Source organism: Streptomyces sp. NPDC057682, from assembly GCF_042799575.1.
GTDB lineage: Bacteria > Actinomycetota > Actinomycetes > Streptomycetales > Streptomycetaceae > Streptomyces.
In genome coordinates this window covers 53,236-74,325 of the sequence record NZ_JBHVIN010000002.1, presented here as the reverse complement: position 1 = coordinate 74,325, position 21,090 = coordinate 53,236, and the positions used below count along the sequence as shown (strand labels likewise).

General features: G+C 74.3%; 13 protein-coding genes. 8 read left to right on the top strand and 5 right to left on the bottom strand.

The window, feature by feature from the left end; genetic code table 11:
* The first annotated feature begins 38 nt into the window (after positions 1–38).
* From pulA to ACFVDM_RS03110, 4 genes are all read left to right on the top strand, one after another.
* Complete coding sequence (gene pulA / locus ACFVDM_RS03125; protein WP_383632318.1) at positions 39–5,363, top strand: pullulanase-type alpha-1,6-glucosidase; 5,325 nt, start codon at positions 39–41, stop codon at positions 5,361–5,363.
* Positions 5,364–5,538: 175 nt separating this feature from the next.
* On the top strand, positions 5,539–7,572 hold the full coding sequence (locus ACFVDM_RS03120; RefSeq protein WP_383632316.1) for an ATP-binding protein: 2,034 nt from the start codon (positions 5,539–5,541) through the stop codon (positions 7,570–7,572).
* A 149-nt stretch (positions 7,573–7,721) separates the two neighbouring features.
* Complete coding sequence (locus ACFVDM_RS03115) at positions 7,722–8,072, top strand: 5-carboxymethyl-2-hydroxymuconate Delta-isomerase (protein WP_383632313.1); 351 nt, start codon at positions 7,722–7,724, stop codon at positions 8,070–8,072.
* An 84-nt stretch (positions 8,073–8,156) separates the two neighbouring features.
* The gene (locus ACFVDM_RS03110) at positions 8,157–9,407 is read left to right on the top strand and encodes a hypothetical protein (RefSeq protein ID WP_383632310.1); all 1,251 of its coding nucleotides are present in this window, start codon (positions 8,157–8,159) and stop codon (positions 9,405–9,407) included.
* Positions 9,408–9,454: 47 nt separating this feature from the next.
* Here the strand turns inward: ACFVDM_RS03110 and ACFVDM_RS03105 are convergent, their stop codons facing one another.
* The 3 genes from ACFVDM_RS03105 to ACFVDM_RS03095 form a co-directional block, all read right to left on the bottom strand.
* Positions 9,455–10,165 (bottom strand): TetR/AcrR family transcriptional regulator, encoded by a 711-nt coding sequence (locus ACFVDM_RS03105; RefSeq protein ID WP_383633491.1) that lies wholly within the window; start codon positions 10,163–10,165, stop codon positions 9,455–9,457.
* A 63-nt stretch (positions 10,166–10,228) separates the two neighbouring features.
* Complete coding sequence (locus ACFVDM_RS03100) at positions 10,229–11,308, bottom strand: PDR/VanB family oxidoreductase (protein ID WP_383633488.1); 1,080 nt, start codon at positions 11,306–11,308, stop codon at positions 10,229–10,231.
* Positions 11,309–11,325: 17 nt separating this feature from the next.
* Positions 11,326–12,231 carry a metal-dependent hydrolase gene (locus ACFVDM_RS03095; RefSeq protein ID WP_383632307.1) on the bottom strand — a complete coding sequence of 302 codons (906 nt, stop codon included), beginning with the start codon at positions 12,229–12,231 and terminating at the stop codon, positions 11,326–11,328.
* Between the two features lie 165 nt (positions 12,232–12,396).
* On the opposite strand from ACFVDM_RS03095, the gene ACFVDM_RS03090 reads away from it, so the two are divergent.
* From ACFVDM_RS03090 to ACFVDM_RS03080, 3 genes are all read left to right on the top strand, one after another.
* Positions 12,397–15,213: a BTAD domain-containing putative transcriptional regulator gene (locus ACFVDM_RS03090; RefSeq protein WP_383632304.1), complete on the top strand. Its 2,817-nt coding sequence runs from the start codon at positions 12,397–12,399 to the stop codon at positions 15,211–15,213.
* 154 nt (positions 15,214–15,367) lie between these two features.
* Entirely contained in the window at positions 15,368–16,465 is a 1,098-nt protein-coding gene (locus ACFVDM_RS03085) for a HesA/MoeB/ThiF family protein (RefSeq protein ID WP_383632302.1), read from the top strand.
* Entirely contained in the window at positions 16,462–17,691 is a 1,230-nt protein-coding gene (locus tag ACFVDM_RS03080; RefSeq protein ID WP_383632299.1) for a hypothetical protein, read from the top strand. The genes ACFVDM_RS03085 and ACFVDM_RS03080 overlap by 4 nt, the downstream gene beginning before the upstream one ends.
* A gap of 279 nt (positions 17,692–17,970) precedes the next feature.
* Here ACFVDM_RS03080 and ACFVDM_RS03075 read toward each other — a convergent pair whose 3' ends face one another.
* Together ACFVDM_RS03075 and ACFVDM_RS03070 are read right to left on the bottom strand one after the other, a co-directional pair.
* On the bottom strand, positions 17,971–19,905 hold the full coding sequence (locus ACFVDM_RS03075) for a hypothetical protein (protein WP_383632296.1): 1,935 nt from the start codon (positions 19,903–19,905) through the stop codon (positions 17,971–17,973).
* A gap of 65 nt (positions 19,906–19,970) precedes the next feature.
* Positions 19,971–20,516 (bottom strand): carboxymuconolactone decarboxylase family protein, encoded by a 546-nt coding sequence (locus ACFVDM_RS03070; protein WP_383632293.1) that lies wholly within the window; start codon positions 20,514–20,516, stop codon positions 19,971–19,973.
* Between the two features lie 71 nt (positions 20,517–20,587).
* Between ACFVDM_RS03070 and ACFVDM_RS03065 the strand changes: the two genes are divergently transcribed.
* Positions 20,588–21,079 (top strand): MarR family winged helix-turn-helix transcriptional regulator, encoded by a 492-nt coding sequence (locus tag ACFVDM_RS03065; protein ID WP_383632290.1) that lies wholly within the window; start codon positions 20,588–20,590, stop codon positions 21,077–21,079.
* The last annotated feature ends 11 nt before the right edge of the window (positions 21,080–21,090 follow it).

Genomic DNA, 21,090 nt, shown 5'->3' with positions numbered 1-21,090 from the left:
CGGCCCGCACATCCCGTACCCCTCCGAGGAGAGCCCGAGTGATACGTCCGTCCCTGCGCGTGCCCGCGCGAAGAACGGCGCCCGCCGTCGTCGCGGCCGCCCTGTGCGCGGCGCTGGTGCCCGCACTGCCCGCCGCCGCGGCCAGGCCGCCCGCCGCACCGTCGGACGCCGAGCTGGCCGCACAGCCCGCCCGGCACGATCTGACCCGCGAGCAGTTCTACTTCGTCATGCCCGACCGCTTCGCCAACGGCGACACCGGCAACGACCGGGGCGGGCTGACCGGTTCGCGCCTGGAGACGGGCTACGACCCCACCGACAAGGGCTTCTACCAGGGCGGCGACCTCAAGGGGCTGACCAGCAGGCTCGACTACATCAAGGGGCTCGGCACCACCGCGATCTGGCTCGCCCCGATCTTCAGGAACCGGCCCGTCCAGGGCACCGGCAAGGACGCGTCGGCCGGCTACCACGGCTACTGGATCACCGACTTCACCCAGGTCGACCCGCACTTCGGCACCAACGCCGACCTCACGAAGCTGATCGACAAGGCCCACGCCAAGGGCATGAAGGTCTTCTTCGACGTCATCACCAACCACACCGCCGACACCGTCGACTACGCCGAGAAGACCTACGGCTACAAGTCCAAGGGCGCCTACCCCTACCTCGACCGCGACGGCCGCCCCTTCGACGACGCGGCGGGCATGGCGAAGGTGGACGCCGACTCCTTCCCGTACAAGCCGGTGAGCGGCGGCGGCAAGACGCCGTCCTGGCTCAACGACCCGACGATGTACCACAACCGGGGCGACTCGACGTACGCCGGCGAGTCCACCACCTACGGCGACTTCTCCGGGCTCGACGACCTGTGGACCGAGCGGCCCGAGGTCGTCTCCGGCATGGAGAAGATCTACGAGAAGTGGGTCCGCGACTTCGACATCGACGGGTTCCGGATCGACACCGTGAAACACGTCGACCTGGACTTCTGGACCCAGTGGGCCACCGCGCTCGACGCCTACGCGGCCAAGCGCGGGCGCGAGGACTTCTTCATGTTCGGCGAGGTCTACTCGTCCGACACCGCGATCACCTCCCCCTACGTCACCCGGGGGCGGCTCGACGCCACGCTCGACTTCCCGTTCCAGGAGGCGGCCCGGCAGTACGCCTCGCAGGGCGCCCCGGCCTCGAAGCTCGCCGCCGTCTTCGGCGACGACTACCGGTACACCACCGACAAGGCCAACGCCTACGAACAGGTCACCTTCCTCGGCAACCACGACATGGGCCGCATCGGGACGTTCCTCAAGCAGGACAACCCGGACGCCGGTGACACGGAGCTGGTCGAGCGCGCGGAGCTGGCCAACGAGCTGATGTTCCTCAGCCGGGGCAACCCCGTCGTCTACTACGGCGACGAACAGGGCTTCACCGGCGCCGGCGGCGACAAGGACGCCCGCCAGACGATGTTCGCCTCGAAGACCGCCGACTACCTCGATGACGACGAGCTGGGCACCGACCGCACCCACGCCTCCGACGCCTACGACCCGTCGCACCCGCTCTACCGCTCCATCGCCGCCCTCTCGAAGCTGACCCGGGACAACCCGGCGCTGCGCGACGGTGTGCAGACCGAGCGGTACGCCGAGGGCTCCGTCTACGCCTTCTCCCGTACGGACGCGGCGCGCGGCACCGAGTACGTCGTCGCCACCAACAACGGCACGACCGCGAAGACCGTCGAACTGCCCACCGGATCCGCCCGGATGGACTTCCGCACCCTGTACGGCGGTACCGGCACGGTCCGCAGCGGCGCCGACAAGAAGATCACGGTCACCGTCCCGGCCCTGTCGAGCCTCGTGCTCCGCGCCTCCGGACCGCTCGCGGCCCCGGCCGCCAAGCCCTCCGTCACCCTGAAGGCCCCGGCGGCCGGCGCCACCGGCACCGTCGAGATCACCGCCGACGTGGACGGCGGCTCCCTCAACCGGGTCGTCTTCGCAGCCCAGACCGGCAACGGGAAGTGGACCACCCTCGGCACCGCCGACCACGCCCCGTACAAGGTCACCCAGACCATCGACGCCACCACCGCCGCCGGAACGCCGCTGCGCTACAAGGCCGTCGTCGTCGACCGCACCGGCCGCACCGCGAGCGCCACCGCCTCCTCCACCACCGGACAGGCGCCCGCCCCCGCCAAGCCCGTCGCCGTCGAGCGCGACTACGCAGTCGTCCACTACAAGCGCGCCGACGGCGACTACGACGGCCGGCAGGTGAGGTCCGGCGAGGCCACCGCCGCCTTCACCGGGCGCGACGCGTACGGCGCGTTCGCCTGGGTCGAGGTGCCCGAGGGCGCCGCCACCGTCCCGTACACCGTCGAGAAGGCCGGCACCGCCGACGGGCCCGAGCGCACCGTCGACCTGGCGAAGACCGGTGAGGTGTGGATCGCGCAGGGCCAGGACGGCCAGGCGGACACCGCGCCCGACGGTGCCTACCCCGCACAGGACACCACCAAGGCCGTCCTGCACTACTACCGCGCCGACGGCGACTACGACGGCTGGGGCCTGCACACCTGGACCGGAGCCAAGGAGCCCACCGACTGGGCCAAGCCGCTCCAGCCCGTGAAGAAGGACGCCTCCGGGCTCACCTTCGAGGTCCCGCTCACCGACGGCGCCACCGCGCTCAGCTACATCCTGCACCGGGGCGACGAGAAGGACCTCCCCAGCGACCAGTCCCTCGACCTCGCCACGTACGGCCACGAGGTCTGGATGCTCGGCGGCCGGGGCGGCTACCTGCTCCCGCAGGCCGGTGGCGTACCGACGCCCGACCTCACCAAGGCCGAGGCGCAGTGGATCGACGCCGACACCGTCGTCTGGAAGGTGAAGGCCACCGAGGCCACCAGCCAGCAGCTCGTGTACGCGGAGAAGGGTGGCATCACCGTCAAGGACGGCGCCCTCAGTGACGAGGGCCAGTGGCTGCGGCTCACCCCGTCCGCGCTCACCGACGCCCAGAAGGCGACGTACCCGCACCTCAAGGACTACCCCGCCTTCACCGTCGACGCCCGGGACCGCGACCGCGTCCGCGAGGCCCTGCGCGGCCAGCTCATCGCCACGCAGCGCGCCGCCAACGGAGCCCTGCTCGCCGCCACCGGCGTGCAGAGCGCCGGGGTGCTCGACGACCTCTACGGCGAGAGGGCGAGCGGCGCCTCCCTCGGCCCGGTCTTCCGCCACGGCACCCCCACCCTGTCGGTGTGGGCCCCCACCGCCCGTACCGTCGCCCTCGAACTCGACGGGAAGACCGTCCCCATGCGGCGCGACGACCGCACCGGCGTCTGGTCCGTCACCGGTAAGAAGAACTGGAAGGGCAAGCCCTACCGCTACGTCGTGGACGTCTGGGCGCCCACCGTCCAGAAGCGCGTCACCAACAAGGTCACCGACCCCTACTCCACCGCCCTGACCGCCGACTCCGCCCGCAGCCTCGTCGTCGACCTGGAGGACCGCTCCCTCGCCCCCAAGGGCTGGGACACCCTCCGCAAGCCCGCCGCCGCACCGCTGCGCGACGCGCAGATCCAGGAGCTGCAGATCCGCGACTTCTCCATCGCGGACCCCACCTCGAAGCACCCCGGTGAGTACCTCGCGTTCACCGACACCCGCTCCGACGGGATGAAGCACCTCAAGCGGCTCGCCGACTCCGGCACCGGCTACGTCCACCTGCTGCCCGCCTTCGACATCGGGACCGTCCCCGAGAAGAAGAAGGACCAGCAGAAGCCGGCCTGCGAACTGTCCGTCTACGCCCCCGACTCCGCCGAACAGCAGGCCTGCGTGGCGAAGGCCGCCGCGAAGGACGGCTTCAACTGGGGCTACGACCCGCTGCACTACACCGTCCCCGAGGGCAGCTACGCCTCCGACCCCGACGGCACGAAGCGCACCGTCGAGTTCCGGCAGATGGTCCAGGGCCTCAACGGCGCCGGACTGCGCACCGTCATGGACGTCGTCTACAACCACACCGTCGCCGCCGGCCAGGACGAGAAGTCCGTCCTCGACCGGATCGTGCCCGGCTACTACCAGCGGCTCCTGGAGGACGGCACCGTCGCCACCTCCACCTGCTGCGCCAACACCGCCCCCGAGAACACCATGATGGGCAAGCTCGTCGTGGACTCGGTCGTCACCTGGGCCAAGGAGTACAAGGTCGACGGCTTCCGCTTCGACCTGATGGGCCACCACCCCAAGGCCAACATCCTGGCCGTCCGCAAGGCCCTCGACGCGCTGACCCCCGCCAAGGACGGCGTGGACGGCAAGAAGATCATCCTGTACGGCGAGGGCTGGAACTTCGGCGAGATCGCCGACGACGCCCGCTTCGTCCAGGCCACCCAGAAGAACATGGCCGGCACCGGCATCGCCACCTTCTCCGACCGGGCCCGCGACGCCGTGCGCGGCGGCTCCCCGTTCGACGAGGACCCCGGCGTCCAGGGCTTCGCCACCGGCCTCTACACCGACCCCAACACCTCCACCGCCAACGGCACGGAGGCCGAACAGAAGGCCCGCCTCCTCCACTACCAGGACCTGATCAAGGTCGGCCTCACCGGCAACCTCGCCGGCTACACCTTCACCGACACCTCCGGGAACACCGTCAAGGGCTCCGACGTCGACTACAACGGTGCCCCGGCCGGCTACGCCGCCGCCCCCGGCGACGCCCTCGCCTACGCCGACGCCCACGACAACGAGTCCCTGTACGACGCGCTCGCGTTCAAGCTCCCGGCGGGCACCTCCGCCGCCGACCGGGCCAGGATGCAGGTCCTGGCCATGGCGACGGCGACCCTCTCGCAGGGCCCCGCTCTCTCCCAGGCCGGCACCGACCTGCTCCGCTCCAAGTCGCTGGACCGCAACTCCTTCGACAGCGGCGACTGGTTCAACGCCCTGCACTGGGACTGCCGGGACGGCAACGGCTTCGGGCGCGGACTGCCGCCGGCCGCCGACAACGAGGCCAAGTGGCCGTACGCCGAGCCGCTGCTGGCGAATCCGGCAATCACCCCGGGCTGCGCGGAGATCAACGGCACCTCGGCCGCGTACCGGGACCTGCTCACCATCCGCGCCACGGAGAAGGACTTCGGTCTGGCCACCGCCGCGCAGGTGCAGGACCGGCTCTCGTTCCCGCTCTCCGGCGCCGGTGAGACCCCCGGCGTGATCACCATGCGGCTCGGCCCGCTCGTGGTCGTCTTCAACGCCGCGCCCGGCACCACCACCCAGAAGATCGCCGCCCTGGCCGGAAAGGACTACGCGCTCCACCCCGTCCAGGCGGCGGGCGCGGATCTTACCGTCAAGAAGGCCTCGTACGAGCGGAGTTCGGGAAGCTTCACCGTTCCGGGACGTACGGTGGCGGTCTTCGCCCTGCGCTGACCGCGACAGGACTACCGTAGGGGCAGCCCGTCGGAGAGAGCCCCACCAGCGCACTCCCCGACGCGCCCCTCCTACTCCACCGGCCGGTTCCGGCCCCGGCACCCGCACCCCCTCCACGGGCGTGCGGGCCCCGGGGGCCGGGACCGGCCGATCCAGCTGTGCAGCGACGGTGACCATGGCGAGCAACATCCCCGAGGAGACCAACAGCTTCGTCGGACGGGAGGCGGAGCTCGAACTGATCGGCCACGCCCTCTCCGCCGGCCGGCTGACCACGCTCACCGGACCCGGCGGCGTCGGCAAGACCCGGATCGCCGTCCGCGCGGCCACCCGCGTGGAATCCCTCTACCGCGACGGCGTCCACTGGGCCGGCCTCGCCCCCCTGCACGACGACGAACTCCTCCTGGCCACCGTCTCCGACGCCGTCGGCCTCAGCGACCACACCCTGCGCACCCCCATCGACGTGCTCTGCGAATGGCTCGCCGACAAACAGCTGCTGCTCGTCCTGGACTCCTGCGAACACCTGCGCCCCTCCTGCGCGCACCTCCTGGGCGAGATCCTCACCACCTCGCCCGGACTCACCGTCCTCGCCACCAGCCGCCGCCCCCTGGACATCAGGGGCGAACAGCGCGTCGACGTGGAACCGCTGCCCGTGGACGGGCCCGGGGCCGCCGCCCTCACCCTCTTCCGCGACCGCGCGGCCGCCGCCGCCCCCGACACCCCCCACGACCCCGGGGCCGCCGCCGAGATCTGCCGGCGCCTCGAAGGCATCCCCCTCGCCATCGAACTCGCCGCCGCGGCCGTCGGACGCCAGAGCCCCGGCGAGGTCGCCACCCGGCTCGGCTCCCGCCTCGACGTCTTCGCCGACACCACCCTGCTGCCCCGGCGCCACCGCACCCTGCGGACCACCATCGGCTGGTCCCACGAACTGTGCACCCCCGCCCAGCGCCTGCTCTGGGCCCGGCTCACCGTGCTGCGCGGCGACTTCGACGAGGACACCGCCGTCGCCGTCTGCGCCGGCGGACCCCTCACCCCGGAAGCCGTCCGCGGCGCCCTGCGCGCCCTGGTCGCCCAGTCGGTCGTCGCCCGCGACCGCGACGGCGTACGCCACCGCATGCTCGACAGCATCCGCGAGTACGGCCGGATGTGGCTCGCCGAACTCGGCGAGGAGCGCGCCGCCGCCGACCGGCACGCCGCCTGCTTCCTCCGGCTGGCCCGCAGCGCCCACGCCGGCTGGACCGGCGACGACCAGATCCACTGGTACCACCGCATCGCCGAGTCCCACGCCGACCTCTGCGCCGCCCTCGACCACCTGCTCGACCACGATCCGGAGGCCGCCCAGGAGATGGCCGGCCGCATCGGCTTCTTCTGGTGCTGCTGCGGCCACCTCCCGCAGACCCGCGGCTACGCCCAGCGCGCCCTGGAACGCGGCCCCGCCGACGGCCCCCACCGCACCCGCGTCCTGTGGGTCCTCGGCATCTGCCAGATGCTCCAGGGCGACTACCAGGCCGCCGAACGCGTCGGCGAGCAGTGCCTGCGGGCGGCCGCCGAGGACGGCACCGACGAGGGCATCCTCGCCGCCGCCTATCTGCGCGGCCTCACCCATCTGATGACCGGCGAACCGCAGAAGGGGCTGCGCGAGGCGGACCGGGTCCTCAGCACCACCGGCGCCGGCACCCCCCTGGAGACCGCCTACCGGCTGCGCTGCCACATGATCACCGTTTTCGCCCTCATCGGCCTCGGCCGGCTCGACGAGGCCGCCGAGGCCGCCGTCGTGCTCCGCGCCGCCTGCGAGGCCAGGGACGAGGGATGGACCCTCAGCTACGTCGACTACCAACTCGCCCTGATCGCCCTGCTCCAGGACCGCGCCGACGCCGCCGCCGCGCACGCCCGCTCCATGATCGCGGGCAAGCACCGCCTCCGCGACCGCTTCGGCATCGCCCTCGGCCTGGACATCCTGGCCGCCGCCATCGCCTCCCAGGGCGAGGGCGCCGAGGCCGCCCGCGTCTACGGAACCGGACAGATCTACTGGGGCATGGTCGGCCACCCCCAGCGCGGCACCCCCGAACTGGGCCCCCTCCGCGAGGCCTGCGAACGCCGCGCCCGCGCCGCCATCGGCGACGCCGCCTACCGCCGCGCCTTCGAACGGGGCCGCTCCGACAACGCGGAGACCGGGCTGGCGCTGGCCCTCCAGGGGCAGTTGCTCTCCTAGGGGCTGTCCGACCATTCCCGTCTGCCGGGCGTGGTCAGACGGACCCCAGGGGCTTCCACGTGGTGGATCGCGCTTGTGCGGGCCGCCGTCGGCGGTGAAGGGTGGGGCGGTCGCATTTCCGCGTCCCATGTTCCGACCAGGAGCCCGCCATGCCGCAGATCACCGTCGACTACTCCGCCGAACTCGACGACACCTTCGACCGCACCGGCTTCGCCGGCGCCCTGCATCCCCTGATCGCGGAGACCGTCACCACGAAGATCGCCGCCTGCAAGACCCGGTTCCGCCGGGTCGAGGAGACCGTCGTCGCGGACGCCCCCGAGGGCGATGCGATCGTCCACGTAGAGATCGCGCTGCTGCCCGGCCGCACCCCGGAGGTCCGGGCCCGGCTCACCCAGGCCGTACTGGACCTGCTGACCGCGCACATCCGGCCCGCCGAGGGGCTCGCCCCGCACCTCTCGGCGGAGACCCGCGACCTGGACCCGTCGTACCGGAAGCTCTGAGCGGCGAAGGCGGGAAGCCTGCTGCAACCCGGCCGTGGGGCCGGCGCACTTAGCGGGTGAGACCGTCTCCGGAAGGAACCACCTGTGCTGAGACCCAGCCGTCGGGCCGTCGTGGCCGCGGCCGCCCTGACCGTCGCCCTGTCCGTCTCCCTGCCCGCGACCGCCGCGCCGGCACCCGCCTGGGCGGGCGAGGCGGTGCCGTTCGGTGACGCCACCCTCATCGACGTCGTGCCGATGGGAGGGGGGAAGACCTGGGCGGCCGGATTCACCGTGCGGCAGGAGGGCAAGGTGACCCGGTTCGGGCCGGTGGTGGCCGAGCGCTCCGAACCGGGCGGTGCCTGGACCCCGGTCGCCCCGGCCACCGATGCCGCCGGGGAGATCAGCAGCCGCGTCAACGCCATGGACGCGTACGGCCCCCGCGATGTGTGGCTCGTCGGCGACGACACCCCGGTCCTCGACGGACGGGTCTACACGCAGCACTTCGACGGCAGGCGGTGGCAGGTCGTCGCGGCCGGCCTGCCGGAGAAGGCCGAGTACGGCTCCCTGCTCGACGTGGACGCGCGGCCGGGCGGTGCCTGGGCCGTGGGCCTCGCGCAGATCGAGGTGTCGCGCACCTGGAACGAGGCGAAGGGCGGCTGGATCATCGAGTCCCGGACCGCCGGGATCGCCCGGCACTTCGACGGGACGGCCTGGCGCGACGTACCGCTCCCCGAACTGCCCGGCGACTACTGGTACCTGAACGCGGTACGGGCCGTCTCCGACCGCGACGTCTGGGCGACCGGGTACGACGGCGCCGGCGGAACCCCGCTGCTGATGCACTACGACGGGGTCTCCTGGACGCGGGTCGGCGTTCCCGGCGTCACCGATGTTCCCGGCCAGGCCCAGAGCCTCGCGGTGACCGAGGAGGGCGACGTGTGGCTGGCCGGCGAGGACTGGTCGCCCGAGGACGGCACGACCCGCGCCCTGGCCGCCCGCCACGACGGCACCGGATGGCACCGGGTCGCCGTGCCGGACGTGGACGCGCGGCTCCTCGGCCTGACCGCCCGCCCCGGGGGCGGGATCGCCGTCGTGGGCCAGACCCTCGGCGCCCGGCGCTCCGCGCTGGCCTGGTCCTGGACGCCGCTCGACCCGCGCGCGACCGGTGCGGCCGGGGCCCGGGGGCGCTGGAAGGACCTGGCACTGGCGCAGCCCGCGGCGGCCGACCCCTCGGCGTCCCCGGAGAACGTGGCGAACGGGGTGACCGGTGGCCGGGGCGGCCTGACGGTGGTCGGCACCTCGACCGCGGCGGGCGCGGAGCCCCAGCCGTTCGTCTCGGTGCGGCGCGCCGCTCGCTGAGGTTCGCGGGTTCCCCGGGGCGGGGGTGAACGGGGGCCCGCCGTACCTCAGGAGTCTGCGCGCGGCAGCCGTCGCGCGGGGACGGCCGGGACGGCGGGTGCCAGGGCGGAGAGCCGGGTCAGCAGGTCGCCGAAGGGGCCGTCGGGGGGTTCCTGGGAGAGGACGCGGAGCACGATGCCGGCCATCTCCTCGTTGTACGCGGCGCTCACGGCGGCCAGCGCGGCGAAGTCGTGCACGAGCTGGGTCTCCAGCTCCGCGCGCGGAACGCGCCGGCCGTCCAGCCAGATCAGCGCGGTGGACTCGGCGAGCGAGACCCAGGAGCGGACGACCAGCTCCAGCCGGGCGGGCGGGTCCTCGACGCCGAGATGGGCGAGGATCTGCTCGCAGGCCGCCCGGCGCACCCCGTCGATCATCGCGTTCGCCGTGGAGGAACCGGCGGCGGGGCCGCCCCGCATGAGCGCGGCGAAGCCGGGGCCGTGCTCGTCGACGAAGTCGAAGAACCGCCCCATCACCCGCAACAGCCGGGCGCCCAGCGGGCCTTCGTGCGGTTCCAGGAAGCGGGCCGCCAGTTCGTCGGCGGCCCGCCGCAGCGCCGCCTCGTACAGGCTCTGCTTGCCGGGGAAGTAGTGGTAGACCAGCGGCCGGGAGATCCCGGCGGCGGCCGCGATCTCGTCGATCGACACCTCGTCCGGGGCCCGGCGGCTGAACAACTCCAGCGCCACGCCGATCAGCTGCTGCCGGCGCTCCTCGACGCCCATCCTGCGCTTCACCCGGGTCGTCGTCATGGTCACCAGCGTACGACCCGCTCCCGGCACCCTTTTCTAGAGGTCCAGCACCAGCCGCTCGCCCCGGCACCGGGACACGCAGATCAGCATGGAGGCGCGCCGCTCCTCGTCGTTGAGCAGTTCGTCGCGGTGGTCGACCTCGCCCTCCAGGACGCGCTGTTGGCACGTACCGCAGAAGCCCTGTTCGCAGGAGTACGCCACGTACGGCACCTCCGCGCGGACGGCGGACAGCACCGACTGGCCGGCGGCGACCGGCACCGTGCGGCCGGTGCGGCGCAGTTCGACCTCGAAGGGGGACTGGTCCGCCGCGTCGCCGCCGCGTGCCGAGAAGCGCTCCAGGTGCAGGGTGCAGCCGGGCGGCAGCGCGGCGGCGACGGCCTCCATGAGCGGTTCCGGGCCGCAGCAGTGGACGGCGGTGCCCTCGGCCGCGTCCGCGAGGGCGGCCTTCAGGTCGGGGTGGCCGGACTCGTCCTGCGGGACGACGGTCACCCGGCCGCCGCCCGCGTCCAGCCGCTCCAGCTCGTCGAGGAAGGGCATCGTGGCCCGGCTGCGGCCCCCGTAGACCAGCCGCCAGTCCGCCCCGGCGGCGGCCAGCGCGCGGACCATCGGCAGGACCGGGGTGATGCCGATGCCGCCCGCGACGAGGAGATGGGCCGGGGCCCCGGCCAGCGGGAAGCGGTTGCGCGGGCCGTGCACCTCGATCTCCAGGCCCTCGCGGAGCGCGGTGTGCACCTCACGGGAGCCGCCGCGGCCGTCCTCGACCAGCCGGACCGCCACGGTGTACGCCCCGGTGTCGGCCGGGTCGCCGCAGAGGGAGTACTGACGGACCAGGCCGGAGGGCAGCACCAGGTCCAGATGCGCGCCCGGCTCCCAGGCGGGCAGGTCCGGCCCCTCCAGGCGCAGTTGGACGACGCCGTCGGCCGGAGCCGTCCGCGCGGTGATCAGCAGCCGCCGGCCGGCGGTGGAGCGGCGCTGCCGGGCGTGGCCGGATATCGGTTCGTCCAGCGCGGGGAGCGGCCAGAGCGGGGAGCGGGCGATGCGCCGGCGCAGGGCCCGCCGGGTGAGCAGCGCGGCACCGGCCACCGCGGCGACGGTCCGCAGCCGGGGCAGGGGCAGGGAGGTGCGGTTCATCGTCAGGGCGCTTCCGTCGTACGGGCCTCGGCCGCGACCGCGGCGGGCGAGCGGGCGAGGTAGGCGGCGGCCTGGGCCGTACTTCCCTCCTGCGAGGGGTGGTACGAACGGCTCAGATAGCGCGGTATGGAGCGCAGCATCGCCGGCGTGCTGGGCAGGGTGCCCCGCCGGCCGCCGCGGTAGAACTGTCCGAAGGACGCCTTGCCGTCCAGCAGGCTCGGGTCGTTCTCCATGAAGAAGCGGGCACCGCGCTGCCAGAGGAAGAGCAGGGCGGAGAAGGCCGTCGCCCAGGTCCGTACCCGTCGCCGGTAGCCGCCGTCGACGTGCATGAAGACGTCGAAGGCGACCGATCGGTGCTCGACCTCCTCGGCGCCGTGCCAGCGCAGCAGGTCCAGCATGGTGGGGTCGGCGCCCCGCCGGTCCAGTTCGTCGGCGTTGAGTATCCAGTCGCCGAGGAACGCGGTGTAGTGCTCGATCGCCGCGATGATCGCCACCCGCTCCATCAGCCACCACCGGCGGGAGCGGCCCGGCGGCAGCGTCCGGTCGCCGAGCAGCTTCTCGAAGAACCAGTCGATCTGCGCGGTGTACGGGGTGGGGTCCAGGCCGAGTTCGCGCAGGTGCGGCAGCACGTCGTCGTGGGCCTGGGAGTGCACCGCCTCCTGGCCGATGAAGCCGATGACGTCCTGCCGCAGCCGCTCGTCGTGGATGTACGGCAGCACCTGGCGGTAGACGTGGATGAACCAGCGCTCCCCGGCCGGGAGGAGCAGATGGAGCACATTGATGGTGTGCGTGGTGAACGGATCGCCGGGCACCCAGTGCAGGGGGGTCCGGTCCCAGGCGAAGGAGACCCGGCGGGCCTTGAGCGCGATCCGCTCCGACGCGACCGCCGCAGGCTGCGTGTTAGACATGTTGTCAATGTACTGAGGGGTAAGCCGGGAGGACAGAGGTCTGCGGCGACTTCCTCGGCCCCCGGGCCGGGCGGACCCGCCCGGCGACCGGGGCAACCGCGTGGCGCATCGTTCCGGCCAGTGGCAAGATCACCTTCGCACGGTACGGACGGCGGGGGAGGCCGGATGCGTTTCCGTATCCTCGGTGCGCTCGAAATATTCGACGGCACCGACTGGCGGGGGATCTCCGCCGCGAAACCGCGCGCGCTGCTCGCCGCGTTGCTGGTGCGGCGCGACGGCCCCGTGCCGACGGACCGGCTGGGCGCGGAGCTGTGGGGCGAACGCGAACCCAGGGCGGCCGCCAATCTCATCCAGCAGTACGTGCTGCGGCTGCGCCGTGAACTCGGGGACCGGGAGGGCCGGTTACTCGTCACCCGGCCACCGGGCTACCAGGTGGTGCCCGACGGTGAGGACGACCTGGACGCCGCCGTCTTCGCCCGGCTCGGCGCGTCCGGCCGCGCCGCGCTGGCCGCCGGCGAGCCGGAACGTGCGGCGGGCCTGCTCGCGGAGGCGCTCGCGCTCTGGCGCGGCCCCGCGCTCGCCGACGTACCGGCCGGGCCGGTCGTGGAGGCGGAGGCGGCCCGGCTGGACGAACAGCGGCTCGACGTCCTCCAGGCCCGGGTCGAGGCGGATCTGGCCTGCGGACGGCACCGCGCACTGGTGCCGGAGCTGCGCCAGTCGGTGCGCGAACACCCACTCCGCGAGGGGCTGTGGGAGCAGTTGATGCTCTCGCTGTACGGGTCGGGGCGGCAGGCGGAGGCGCTCGACGCCTACCGGGAGGTGCACCGGCTGCTCGCCGCCGAGCTGAGCGTCGAACCCTCCGCCCCGCTGCGCGCGCTGCACCGGCGCATGCTGCGCGGTGATCCGGGGCTCGCGGCCCCCGGGCCCGGCCCCCGGCCACCGGAGCGGGCCGCCCGCGCCGGACGGGGCCCGGGGCCTCCGCGCCAGCTCCCCGCCGCGGTCAGCGGGTTCACCGGCCGCCGGGCGGAACTGCGCCTGCTGGACGGGCCGTCCGACGGTGCCGAGCCGGGGGCGGGCCCCGCCGTACGCGTGATCACCGGCACGGCCGGTGCCGGGAAGACCGCGCTGGCCCTGCACTGGGCGCATCGCGCGGCGCGGGACTTCCCCGACGGCCAGCTCTACGTGAATCTGCGCGGTTTCGACTCCACCGCCGGTCCCGTGCCGCCCGGCGAGGCGGTCCGCGGCTTCCTGGAGGCCCTGTCGGTGCCGCCGGAGCGCATCCCCGATCCGCTGGAGGCGAGGGCGGCGCTGCTGCGCACCGAGACCGCCGGCCGCCGGCTGCTGTTCGTCCTCGACAACGCCACCGACGCCGCCCAGGTGCGCCCGCTGCTGCCGGGCGGGGCCGGCTGCGCCGTGGTCGTCACCGGACGCGGCCGGCTGGCCGGTCTCGCCGTCACCGACGGGGCCCGGCTGATCCGTCTCGACGTGCTGCCGCGCGAGGAGGCGCACGAACTGCTCGTCGCCCGGCTCGGCGCGGACCGCATCGCCGCGGAACCGGAGGCGGCGGCCGAACTGATCGAGCTGTGCGCCCGGCTGCCACTGGCGCTCGCCGTGACCGCCGCCCGCGCCGTCGGCCGGCCCGGCTTCGCGCTGAGCGCGGTCGCGGCGGAACTGCGCGACACCCGGGGCCGGCTGGACGTGCTGGACACCGGCGAGGGGGCGAGCAGCGTACGGACGGTCTTCTCGTGGTCGTACCTCCGGCTGGACGCCCGTACGGCCCGGGTCTTCCGGCTGCTCGGGCTCTACCCCGGCCGGGACGCCGCCGCGCCCGCGGTGGCCGCGCTGGCCGGACTGACCGTCCAGGAGGCCGCGGCGGCGCTGACCGGGCTGGCCCACGTCCATCTGATCGACGAGCACCGCCCCGGCCGGTACTCCTTCCACGATCTGCTGCGCGTCTACGCGGCGGGGCTGGCGGCGGCCGAGGAGTCCCCGGCGGAACGCACCGCGGCACTCCACCGCCTCTTCGACCACTTCCTGCACACCGCGCACCTCGCGGGGCGGCGGCTCGTCCCGGTCCGCCGCGCACTGCCGCTGCCGCCACCGGTGCCCGGCTCCGCGCCCCGCCACCCCGAGGACTACGGGGAGGCGATGGCGTGGTTCGAAGCGGAGCGCGCCGTGCTCCTCGCGGTCACGGACGCGGCGGGCCCGGCGGGGTTCGACGGCCACGCCTGGCAACTGCCCCTTGTCATGGGGGACTTCCTGCACCTCAGCGGTCGCTGGCACGACTGGGCGGCCACCCAGCGCACGGCGATCGCCGCGGCCCGGCGCCAGGACGACCCGGCCGGGACGGCCCTGTGCCACTGCGAATCGGGCCGGGCCGCGATCCGGCTGGGACGGCACGAGGAGGCCCGGGACGCGCTGTCGCGGGCGCTGGAGCTGCAGCGCGGGCTCAACGACCTGCCGGGGCAGACCCACACCCTGCGGACGCTGGCCTGGCTGTACGAGCAGCAGGGCGACTACCGCGCCACGCTCCGCCGGCTGGAGCAGGTGCTCGAACTGGAGCGCGCCGCCGGCAACCTGGCCGGCTGGGGCGGCGCGCTCAACAACATCGGCTGGTGCCACAGCCATCTCGGCGACCACGAGAAGGCACTCGTCTGCTGCCACGAGGCGCTGCGGCTGCACCGGGAGGCGGGCGCCTCCGTCGGTGAGGCGTACACCTGGGAGACGCTCGGCTTCACTCGTCGCGCGATGGGCGAGTACACCGAGGCCCTCGACTGCTACCGCCGGTGCCGGGAGGAGTTCCACCGGCTCGGCAACCGGTACGGCGAGGCGGACGCGCTCCGCAACCTCGGCGAACTCCTGCGCACCGTCGGCGACCTCGCGGGCGCGCGCGAGGCGTGGCGGGACTCCCTCGTCCTCCTCGGCGGACTCGACCACCCGGACGCGGACGCCGTGCGCGCGCTGCTGGGGGCGGCGGACTGAGCCACCGGGCACGTACGCGCGCCGTACGGGCCGGTCCGCGGCCCGAGGCAGGGGCCCAAAGCGACGTCAAAGCGGAAGTTCAGCCCGGGACAGCAGAGTTGCGGCCGTGCCCCGGGAGGTCCGGGGTCCGCTGAGGCCGAAGGCGGGTGGGTTGATGCGTGTCGCGCTCAAGGAGTGCTCCTGGCAGACGGTGGGGGAGGAGCTGATCGTCGTCTTCGACCCCCGCGAGGCGATCACCCTGGAGGACCCCGAGGGGAAGATCGAGGCGCTTCTCTCCGTGCTCCGGGAAGGCCCCCGGAGCGTCCCCGGACTGCGGGACGCGCTCGCCGCCCGGGGCGTCGAGGTCACCGCCGGGGAACTCGACGGGGGACTGGCGGGGCTGGCCGGCCTGGGGCTGGTCGAACGCGAGGAGGGCCGGTTCACCGGCGATCCGGCCGTGGACGAGCGGCACTTCTCCAACCTGGCGTTCTTCGGCACCTTCGCGGACCTCGACCGGCACCGCACCGACTTCCTGCGCCGGGTGCGCGACGCGCACGTCCTGGTGCTCGGTGTGGGCGGCGGCGGTTCCTCGCTGGTCCAGTGCCTGGCGGGACTGGGAGTCGGCCGGCTGACACTGCTGGACCACGACCGCGTCGAGACCCGCAACTTCGCCCGGCAGTTCCTCTACCGGCACGAGGACGTCGGCCGCTCCAAGGTCGAGCGCGCCGCGGCCTGGGTGCGGGCCTACGACCCGGACATCGAGGTGCGCGCCGTCGACCGCTGGGTCGCGGGCCCCGAGGACCTCGCCGACCTCACCGACGGGACCGATCTGATCGTGGGCGGTCTGGACGGCCACCCCGACGCGGGCCTCTGGGTGAACGAGGCCGCCGTCCGGGCCGGTGTGCCGCTGGTCGTCGGCGGCGCGACCCGCACGCTGCTCTCCTACATGTCCGTCGATCCGGGCCGGAGCGCCTGTCTGGCGTGCGAGTTCGCGCAGGGGCCGGAGGAGGGCACCGGCGCGGCGGCCGCGGAGGACCTCGTGCACGGGATGCGGACCACGAACCCGCTCATCGGCCCGGTGGCCATGCAGATCGGCTCACTGATCGCGCTGGAGGGCCTGCGCCATCTGACCGGGTTCCAGGAGCCGGTGGCCGCGGGGGCCAGGATCCGGCTCGATCTGCGCGAGGGACTGGCGGCCGAACGGGTGCCGTTCCCCGACGTGCCGGACTGCCCGGTCTGCGCGCTGGCTCCCGTACGGGTGGCCGCGGGATGAGCGGGGCGGACGGATCCCCGGGGACGACCGTGCGGCTGCGCCCGCTGAGCCTGGTGCCCGAGGGGGAGGACGAGGTCCTGGTCGGCGACCCGGAAACGGGGCGGTTCGTCGCCATTCCGAAGGTCGGGGGCGTGGTCGTCGAGGCGCTGACGCGCGGGGCGACGATCGCGGAGGCCGCCGCCGAGGCCGAGGAGTTCGCCGGACAGCCCGTCGACGTACCGTCCTTCGTCGAGGTCCTGCGCGAGCTCGGCTTCCTCGACGAGGGGCAGGAGAGCACCCCGGTCCGCTCGGCGCCCGTCCAGGGCGGACGGTGGCTGGACGGCGTCCGCCAGGAGGTCGCGCGGCCCTTCTTCGGCCCGGTGGCCTGGAGCTGCTACGCCGTGTGCGCGGTGTTCGCGCTCGCCGTGTTCGTGTTCCGGCCCGCCCTCTTCCCCGATCCGGCCACCGACGCGTTCGTCGTCGACGACATCGGTCTCGGCAGCCTGATCCTCGTGCCGCTCGCCACGGCCGCCACGGCGGTGCACGAACTGGGGCACTGGTTCGCGGCCCGCGCGCTCGGTCTGGGGGCCCGGTTCGGCATGGACCGGCGGATGGGCTTCCTGCTGGTCTTCGAGACCGATCTGACCCAGCTGTGGACCGTGCCGCGACGCAAGCGGTACGGGCCGCTGCTGGCCGGCCTCGCCCTCGACGCGGTGCTGCTCGCCGTACCGCTGGCGGCGCGGCTGCTGATCGACACCGGCACCTGGGCGGCGCCGGACGGACTCGACACGGTCCTCGCCACCTGGATCTACGTGAAGCTCACCGCGATGCTCTGGCAGTGCATGGTCTTCCTGCGCACGGACCTGTACGCGGTGCTGGTCAACGCGCTGGGCTGCCGCAATCTGTGGCAGGTCACGACCCTGATGCTCCGGCGCTCCGCCGGCCGGCTGGACGCCGCGGGCGCGGCCGAACTGGCCGAGGCACATCCGGTCGACGTCCGGGCCGGGCGCTGGTTCCGCTGGGTGCGGCTCTCCGGAGCCGTGCTGACCCTGGTCTGGGCGGCGCTCTTCCTGGCGCCCTTCGCCTGGGAGGTGCTGCGCTGGGCCGCCGGCCGACTCGGCACGGGCCCGGCCACCGGACCGTTCTGGTGGGCGCTGCTGTGCACCGCGGTCTGTCTGACCCCCTTCGTTCTTCCCGCGGCCCTCGCGGTCCGTGAGCGCCTGCGACGGCTCACGGCGAGGAGCTGAGACCCCCGCGGGTACCGGTCCACCCCGGTCCGGCGCACCGCCGGCCCGGGGGACGTCATCCAGTCACGAGGAGGTGAATCGCATGGAGATCAAGGTCCGCAAGGTCGAGGACGTGAAGGCCACGGGGCTCCAGGTCTGAACGGCCTGCGGCGGTCCTGCCGCCGCACGCTCCTGATCCGCCGGAGCGCGGTGCGGGAGCGGAACACCCGCCGGGGAAGGGGAGGAACGCCGGTTCCTCCCCTTCCCCCGTGAGCCCGCCGCGGCGGGCCGGGACGCTTCCTACCGCAGCACCCCGACCCGGCTGCCGTCCGCCAGTTCGCCGTCGAGCCGGGCCCGGTCGCCCGCGCGGGCCGGCACCGCGAGCAGCCGGCCGCGCGCCCGTGCGCTCACCCCGCCCGAGGCGGTCAGCGAGGCGAACTGCTCGCTGCCCCCGGCCAGGACGTACCACCGCCCGGTGGGCGATTTCCACAGCACACCGGCCAGCGCCCGGGGCGTACGCGTCCCGCAGGCGGGCGAGTCCTCGGCGCGGGCCGCGACCGCACCCGGCGGCGGGGTCCCGCCCGGACCGGCGGGCAGCGGCTGGAACACGGCGAGGACCCGGCTCCCGGTGCCCCGCCAGGTCTCCGCCCGGGTGCACAGCCACTCCGCCGTGCCGGTGCCCTCCGGAAGCGGCTGGCGGGCGTACACCCAGGAGTTGACCGACCGGACCCCGTGCGAGCTCACCGCCGCAAGCAGACAGGCGGTCCGCGCCCAGCTCGCGTGCTCCGCGCGCCCGGAGACGTCGTGGGGGTGCGCGGGCGCGCCGGAGGTCAGCCGGGCCGGGGCGAGTTCGCCGAGATCCGTCACCAGCCGCACCGCCCCCGGCCCGGCCAGTTCCAGCGCGGACCAGGACGTGCAGCCGGAGGCGCTCACCGGGCTCGGCAGCGCGTCCGTGACCCCGTCGGCGGTGCGGTGCAGGGCCCGGGGCGCCCGGTCCGGGGCGAGCAGGTCCCGCACCCGCACCCCGCGCACCCAGGGCGCGGTCAGATACCGGACCCCGTCGCGTCCCCGGTCCACGACCAGCGCGCCCGAGGCCGCCGCGTCGGCCCCGTCGACCCGGGCGAAGTCGAGCGCGGCGCCCGCGGCTCCTGCCGCGCGCGGCTCCGCGTACCGCACCACCCGCAGCCCGTCGTGGAACAGCACCACACGGGAGGCGCCGACCTCGCCCGCGTACAGCAGTTGCGGCGGTCCCATCGGCGGGCCCTCGGGGGTGCGCGGCGTCGCCGAGGTCCGCACTCCCTCGCCCGGCCGTGCCCAGACCGCGAGCGCCCGCCGCAGCAGCGCGGTGTCGTCGGCGCGGTCGCCGCGCGTGGGCCAGGCCGTGAAGTCCGTACGGGCCGAACGCCGCCAGAAGTCCGCGGGGACCCGGAGCAGCGCCGCCGGGTCCAGGGCCTTCTCGGCGGCGGGGTCGCGCGCGTACGGCGGTGCGGCCGGGGCGCTGTGGCCCCAGCCGTCGCCGGGCAGCCCGAGCAGCGCCCCGCAGACCAGCAGCGCGGCGAGCGCCACCAGACCGGCGCGGGCGTACCGCCGGCGGCGCGGCAGATCGGGCGGGCGGGCCTGGAGCGAGCAGGCGTCGAAGCCCGGGGAGGCCAGCAGCGCCGCCGGCGAGGCCACGCCGTCCGCCTCGGTCAGCGCCGCGTGCGGATCCGCCACGCCGGCGTCGGCCAGCTCCCGGCGGATCTCCCCGTCCGCGAGACCCTCCAGGCCGCGCAGCGCGAACGCCGCCCGCGCGGCCCGGCTGACCTCCGACAGCTCCTGCTCCAGGGCCAGTTGACCGGCCCCTCCGGCGTGGGGGAGGAGTCGCAGGCCCCAGGCCAGGGGCAGGAGGGGCGGCAGCGGGCGGAGCCGGGGGCGGTGGCCCGGCCCCGCGCCGCGTCCGGCCGCCAGAGCGCCCCGCACCACCCGGCTCCGCACGTACGCGTACCCCGGATCGGCCGGCGCGGACCGGCCGGGGCGGCGCGGCGGCGACAGCACCCCGTCGTGCGCCGGACCGGCCCGCAGCGCCGCCTGGAGGGACCGCTGGGCCAGGGCGTGGGCGGTGAGCACGCGCCGGTCGCGGTCGGGTGCCTGGGGCAGGATGAGATAGCCGAGCCGGACCAGGCGCGGATAGTGCTCGACGAGCGCGGCCCCGGGCCGCTCCGCGCCGGCTGACGATGGCTCTGGCTGTGGGCGCACATTCAGCAGAACGAGCGAATCGTGCGATGGTCACCCCGGGCGGCGGGCCCGGGAGAGGACAATCCTCAGGCGAAGGCGGCGAGTTGGGGGTCGACGGGGGCGCCCGTCATCCGGTTGGCCAGGGTCGAGACGGTGTAGGCGCCGATGCCGAGGGTCACCTCCAGGGCGTTGCGCGGGGTGTAGCCGTGGGACAGGAACGCCGCGAGCGCGGCGTCGTCCACGGCGCCGGTCGTCCCGATGACGGCCAGGGTGAACGTCCGTACGGCGTCGAGCCGTTCGTCGGGGAGCGGGCCGCCCTCGCGCAGGGCGGCGACGAGTGCGGCGTCGGCCTCCAGCGCCGCGAGCCGGGCGGTGTGCATCGCCACGCAGAGGTGGCAGCCGTTGCGGGTGGCCACCGTCATGATCAGGACCTCGCGGGAGAGCGGGTCCAGGGTCGTCGACTCGAAGAGGGCGCTGAGCCTGAGGAAGCCGTTCAGCGTCTCCGGCGAGGTGGCGAGCCGGGCAACCCCGGCGGGCAGATAGCCCTGCTTCTCCGTCACGGAGACCATGGTCGGACGGGCGGCGGGCGGGGCGGTTTCGAGCGTGTGGTCGGGAAAGCGGGTCGCGGACATGGGTGTCGCCTCTCGCGGTAAACTCGACAACGTGATTGACGAAAAAGTAAACCAGGTTGTCGAGTTTCGCAATGGCTGAGCCCGTCGGGGGGACGCCCGGCGCGGACCCGGCCGGCTTCGAGCTGCCCCTGCTGCTGTTCGCCGGCTTCCGGTCGGTCATCGACGCCCTCCACGCCGAACTGGCCGAGGAGGGGCACGCCGGCCTCAGCCCCGCGCACGGCTACGCGCTCCAGGCGGTGGGCCTCGCCGGATCCACCGCCGGGGAGATCGGCCGCCGGCTCGGCGTCTCCAAACAGGCCGCCGGCAAGACCGTCGAGAAACTCGAAGCCCTCGGATACGTCGAACGCCTCGACGACCCCCACGACGGCCGCCGCAAACTGGTCCGGCTCTCCCCGCACGGCATCGACATGCTGACCCGGTCCGCCGAGGGCTTCGACCGGCTCCGCGCCGCCTGGGTGCGCACCCTCGGCGCCGACCGCGTCCGCGCCCTGGAGGACGATCTGCGCACCATGGCCGGCGCGGACGCCAACCGGCTCGACATGGCCGCCTGGTTCAACGGGTGACACGGGTGACA

Excerpts from the sequence above, each read along its gene's own strand:
- ACFVDM_RS03085 (WP_383632302.1), top strand. The coding sequence starts at position 15,368 with ATGCGTGTCGCGCTCAAGGAGTGCTCCTGGCAGACGGTGGGGGAGGAG.
- ACFVDM_RS03070 (WP_383632293.1), bottom strand. The coding sequence starts at position 20,516 with ATGTCCGCGACCCGCTTTCCCGACCACACGCTCGAAACCGCCCCGCCC.
- ACFVDM_RS03115 (WP_383632313.1), top strand. The coding sequence starts at position 7,722 with ATGCCGCAGATCACCGTCGACTACTCCGCCGAACTCGACGACACCTTC.
- ACFVDM_RS03080 (WP_383632299.1), top strand. The coding sequence starts at position 16,462 with ATGAGCGGGGCGGACGGATCCCCGGGGACGACCGTGCGGCTGCGCCCG.
- ACFVDM_RS03105 (WP_383633491.1), bottom strand. The coding sequence starts at position 10,165 with ATGGGCGTCGAGGAGCGCCGGCAGCAGCTGATCGGCGTGGCGCTGGAG.
- ACFVDM_RS03095 (WP_383632307.1), bottom strand. The coding sequence starts at position 12,231 with ATGTCTAACACGCAGCCTGCGGCGGTCGCGTCGGAGCGGATCGCGCTC.
- ACFVDM_RS03120 (WP_383632316.1), top strand. The coding sequence starts at position 5,539 with ATGGCGAGCAACATCCCCGAGGAGACCAACAGCTTCGTCGGACGGGAG.
- ACFVDM_RS03090 (WP_383632304.1), top strand. The coding sequence starts at position 12,397 with ATGCGTTTCCGTATCCTCGGTGCGCTCGAAATATTCGACGGCACCGAC.
- ACFVDM_RS03065 (WP_383632290.1), top strand. The coding sequence starts at position 20,588 with ATGGCTGAGCCCGTCGGGGGGACGCCCGGCGCGGACCCGGCCGGCTTC.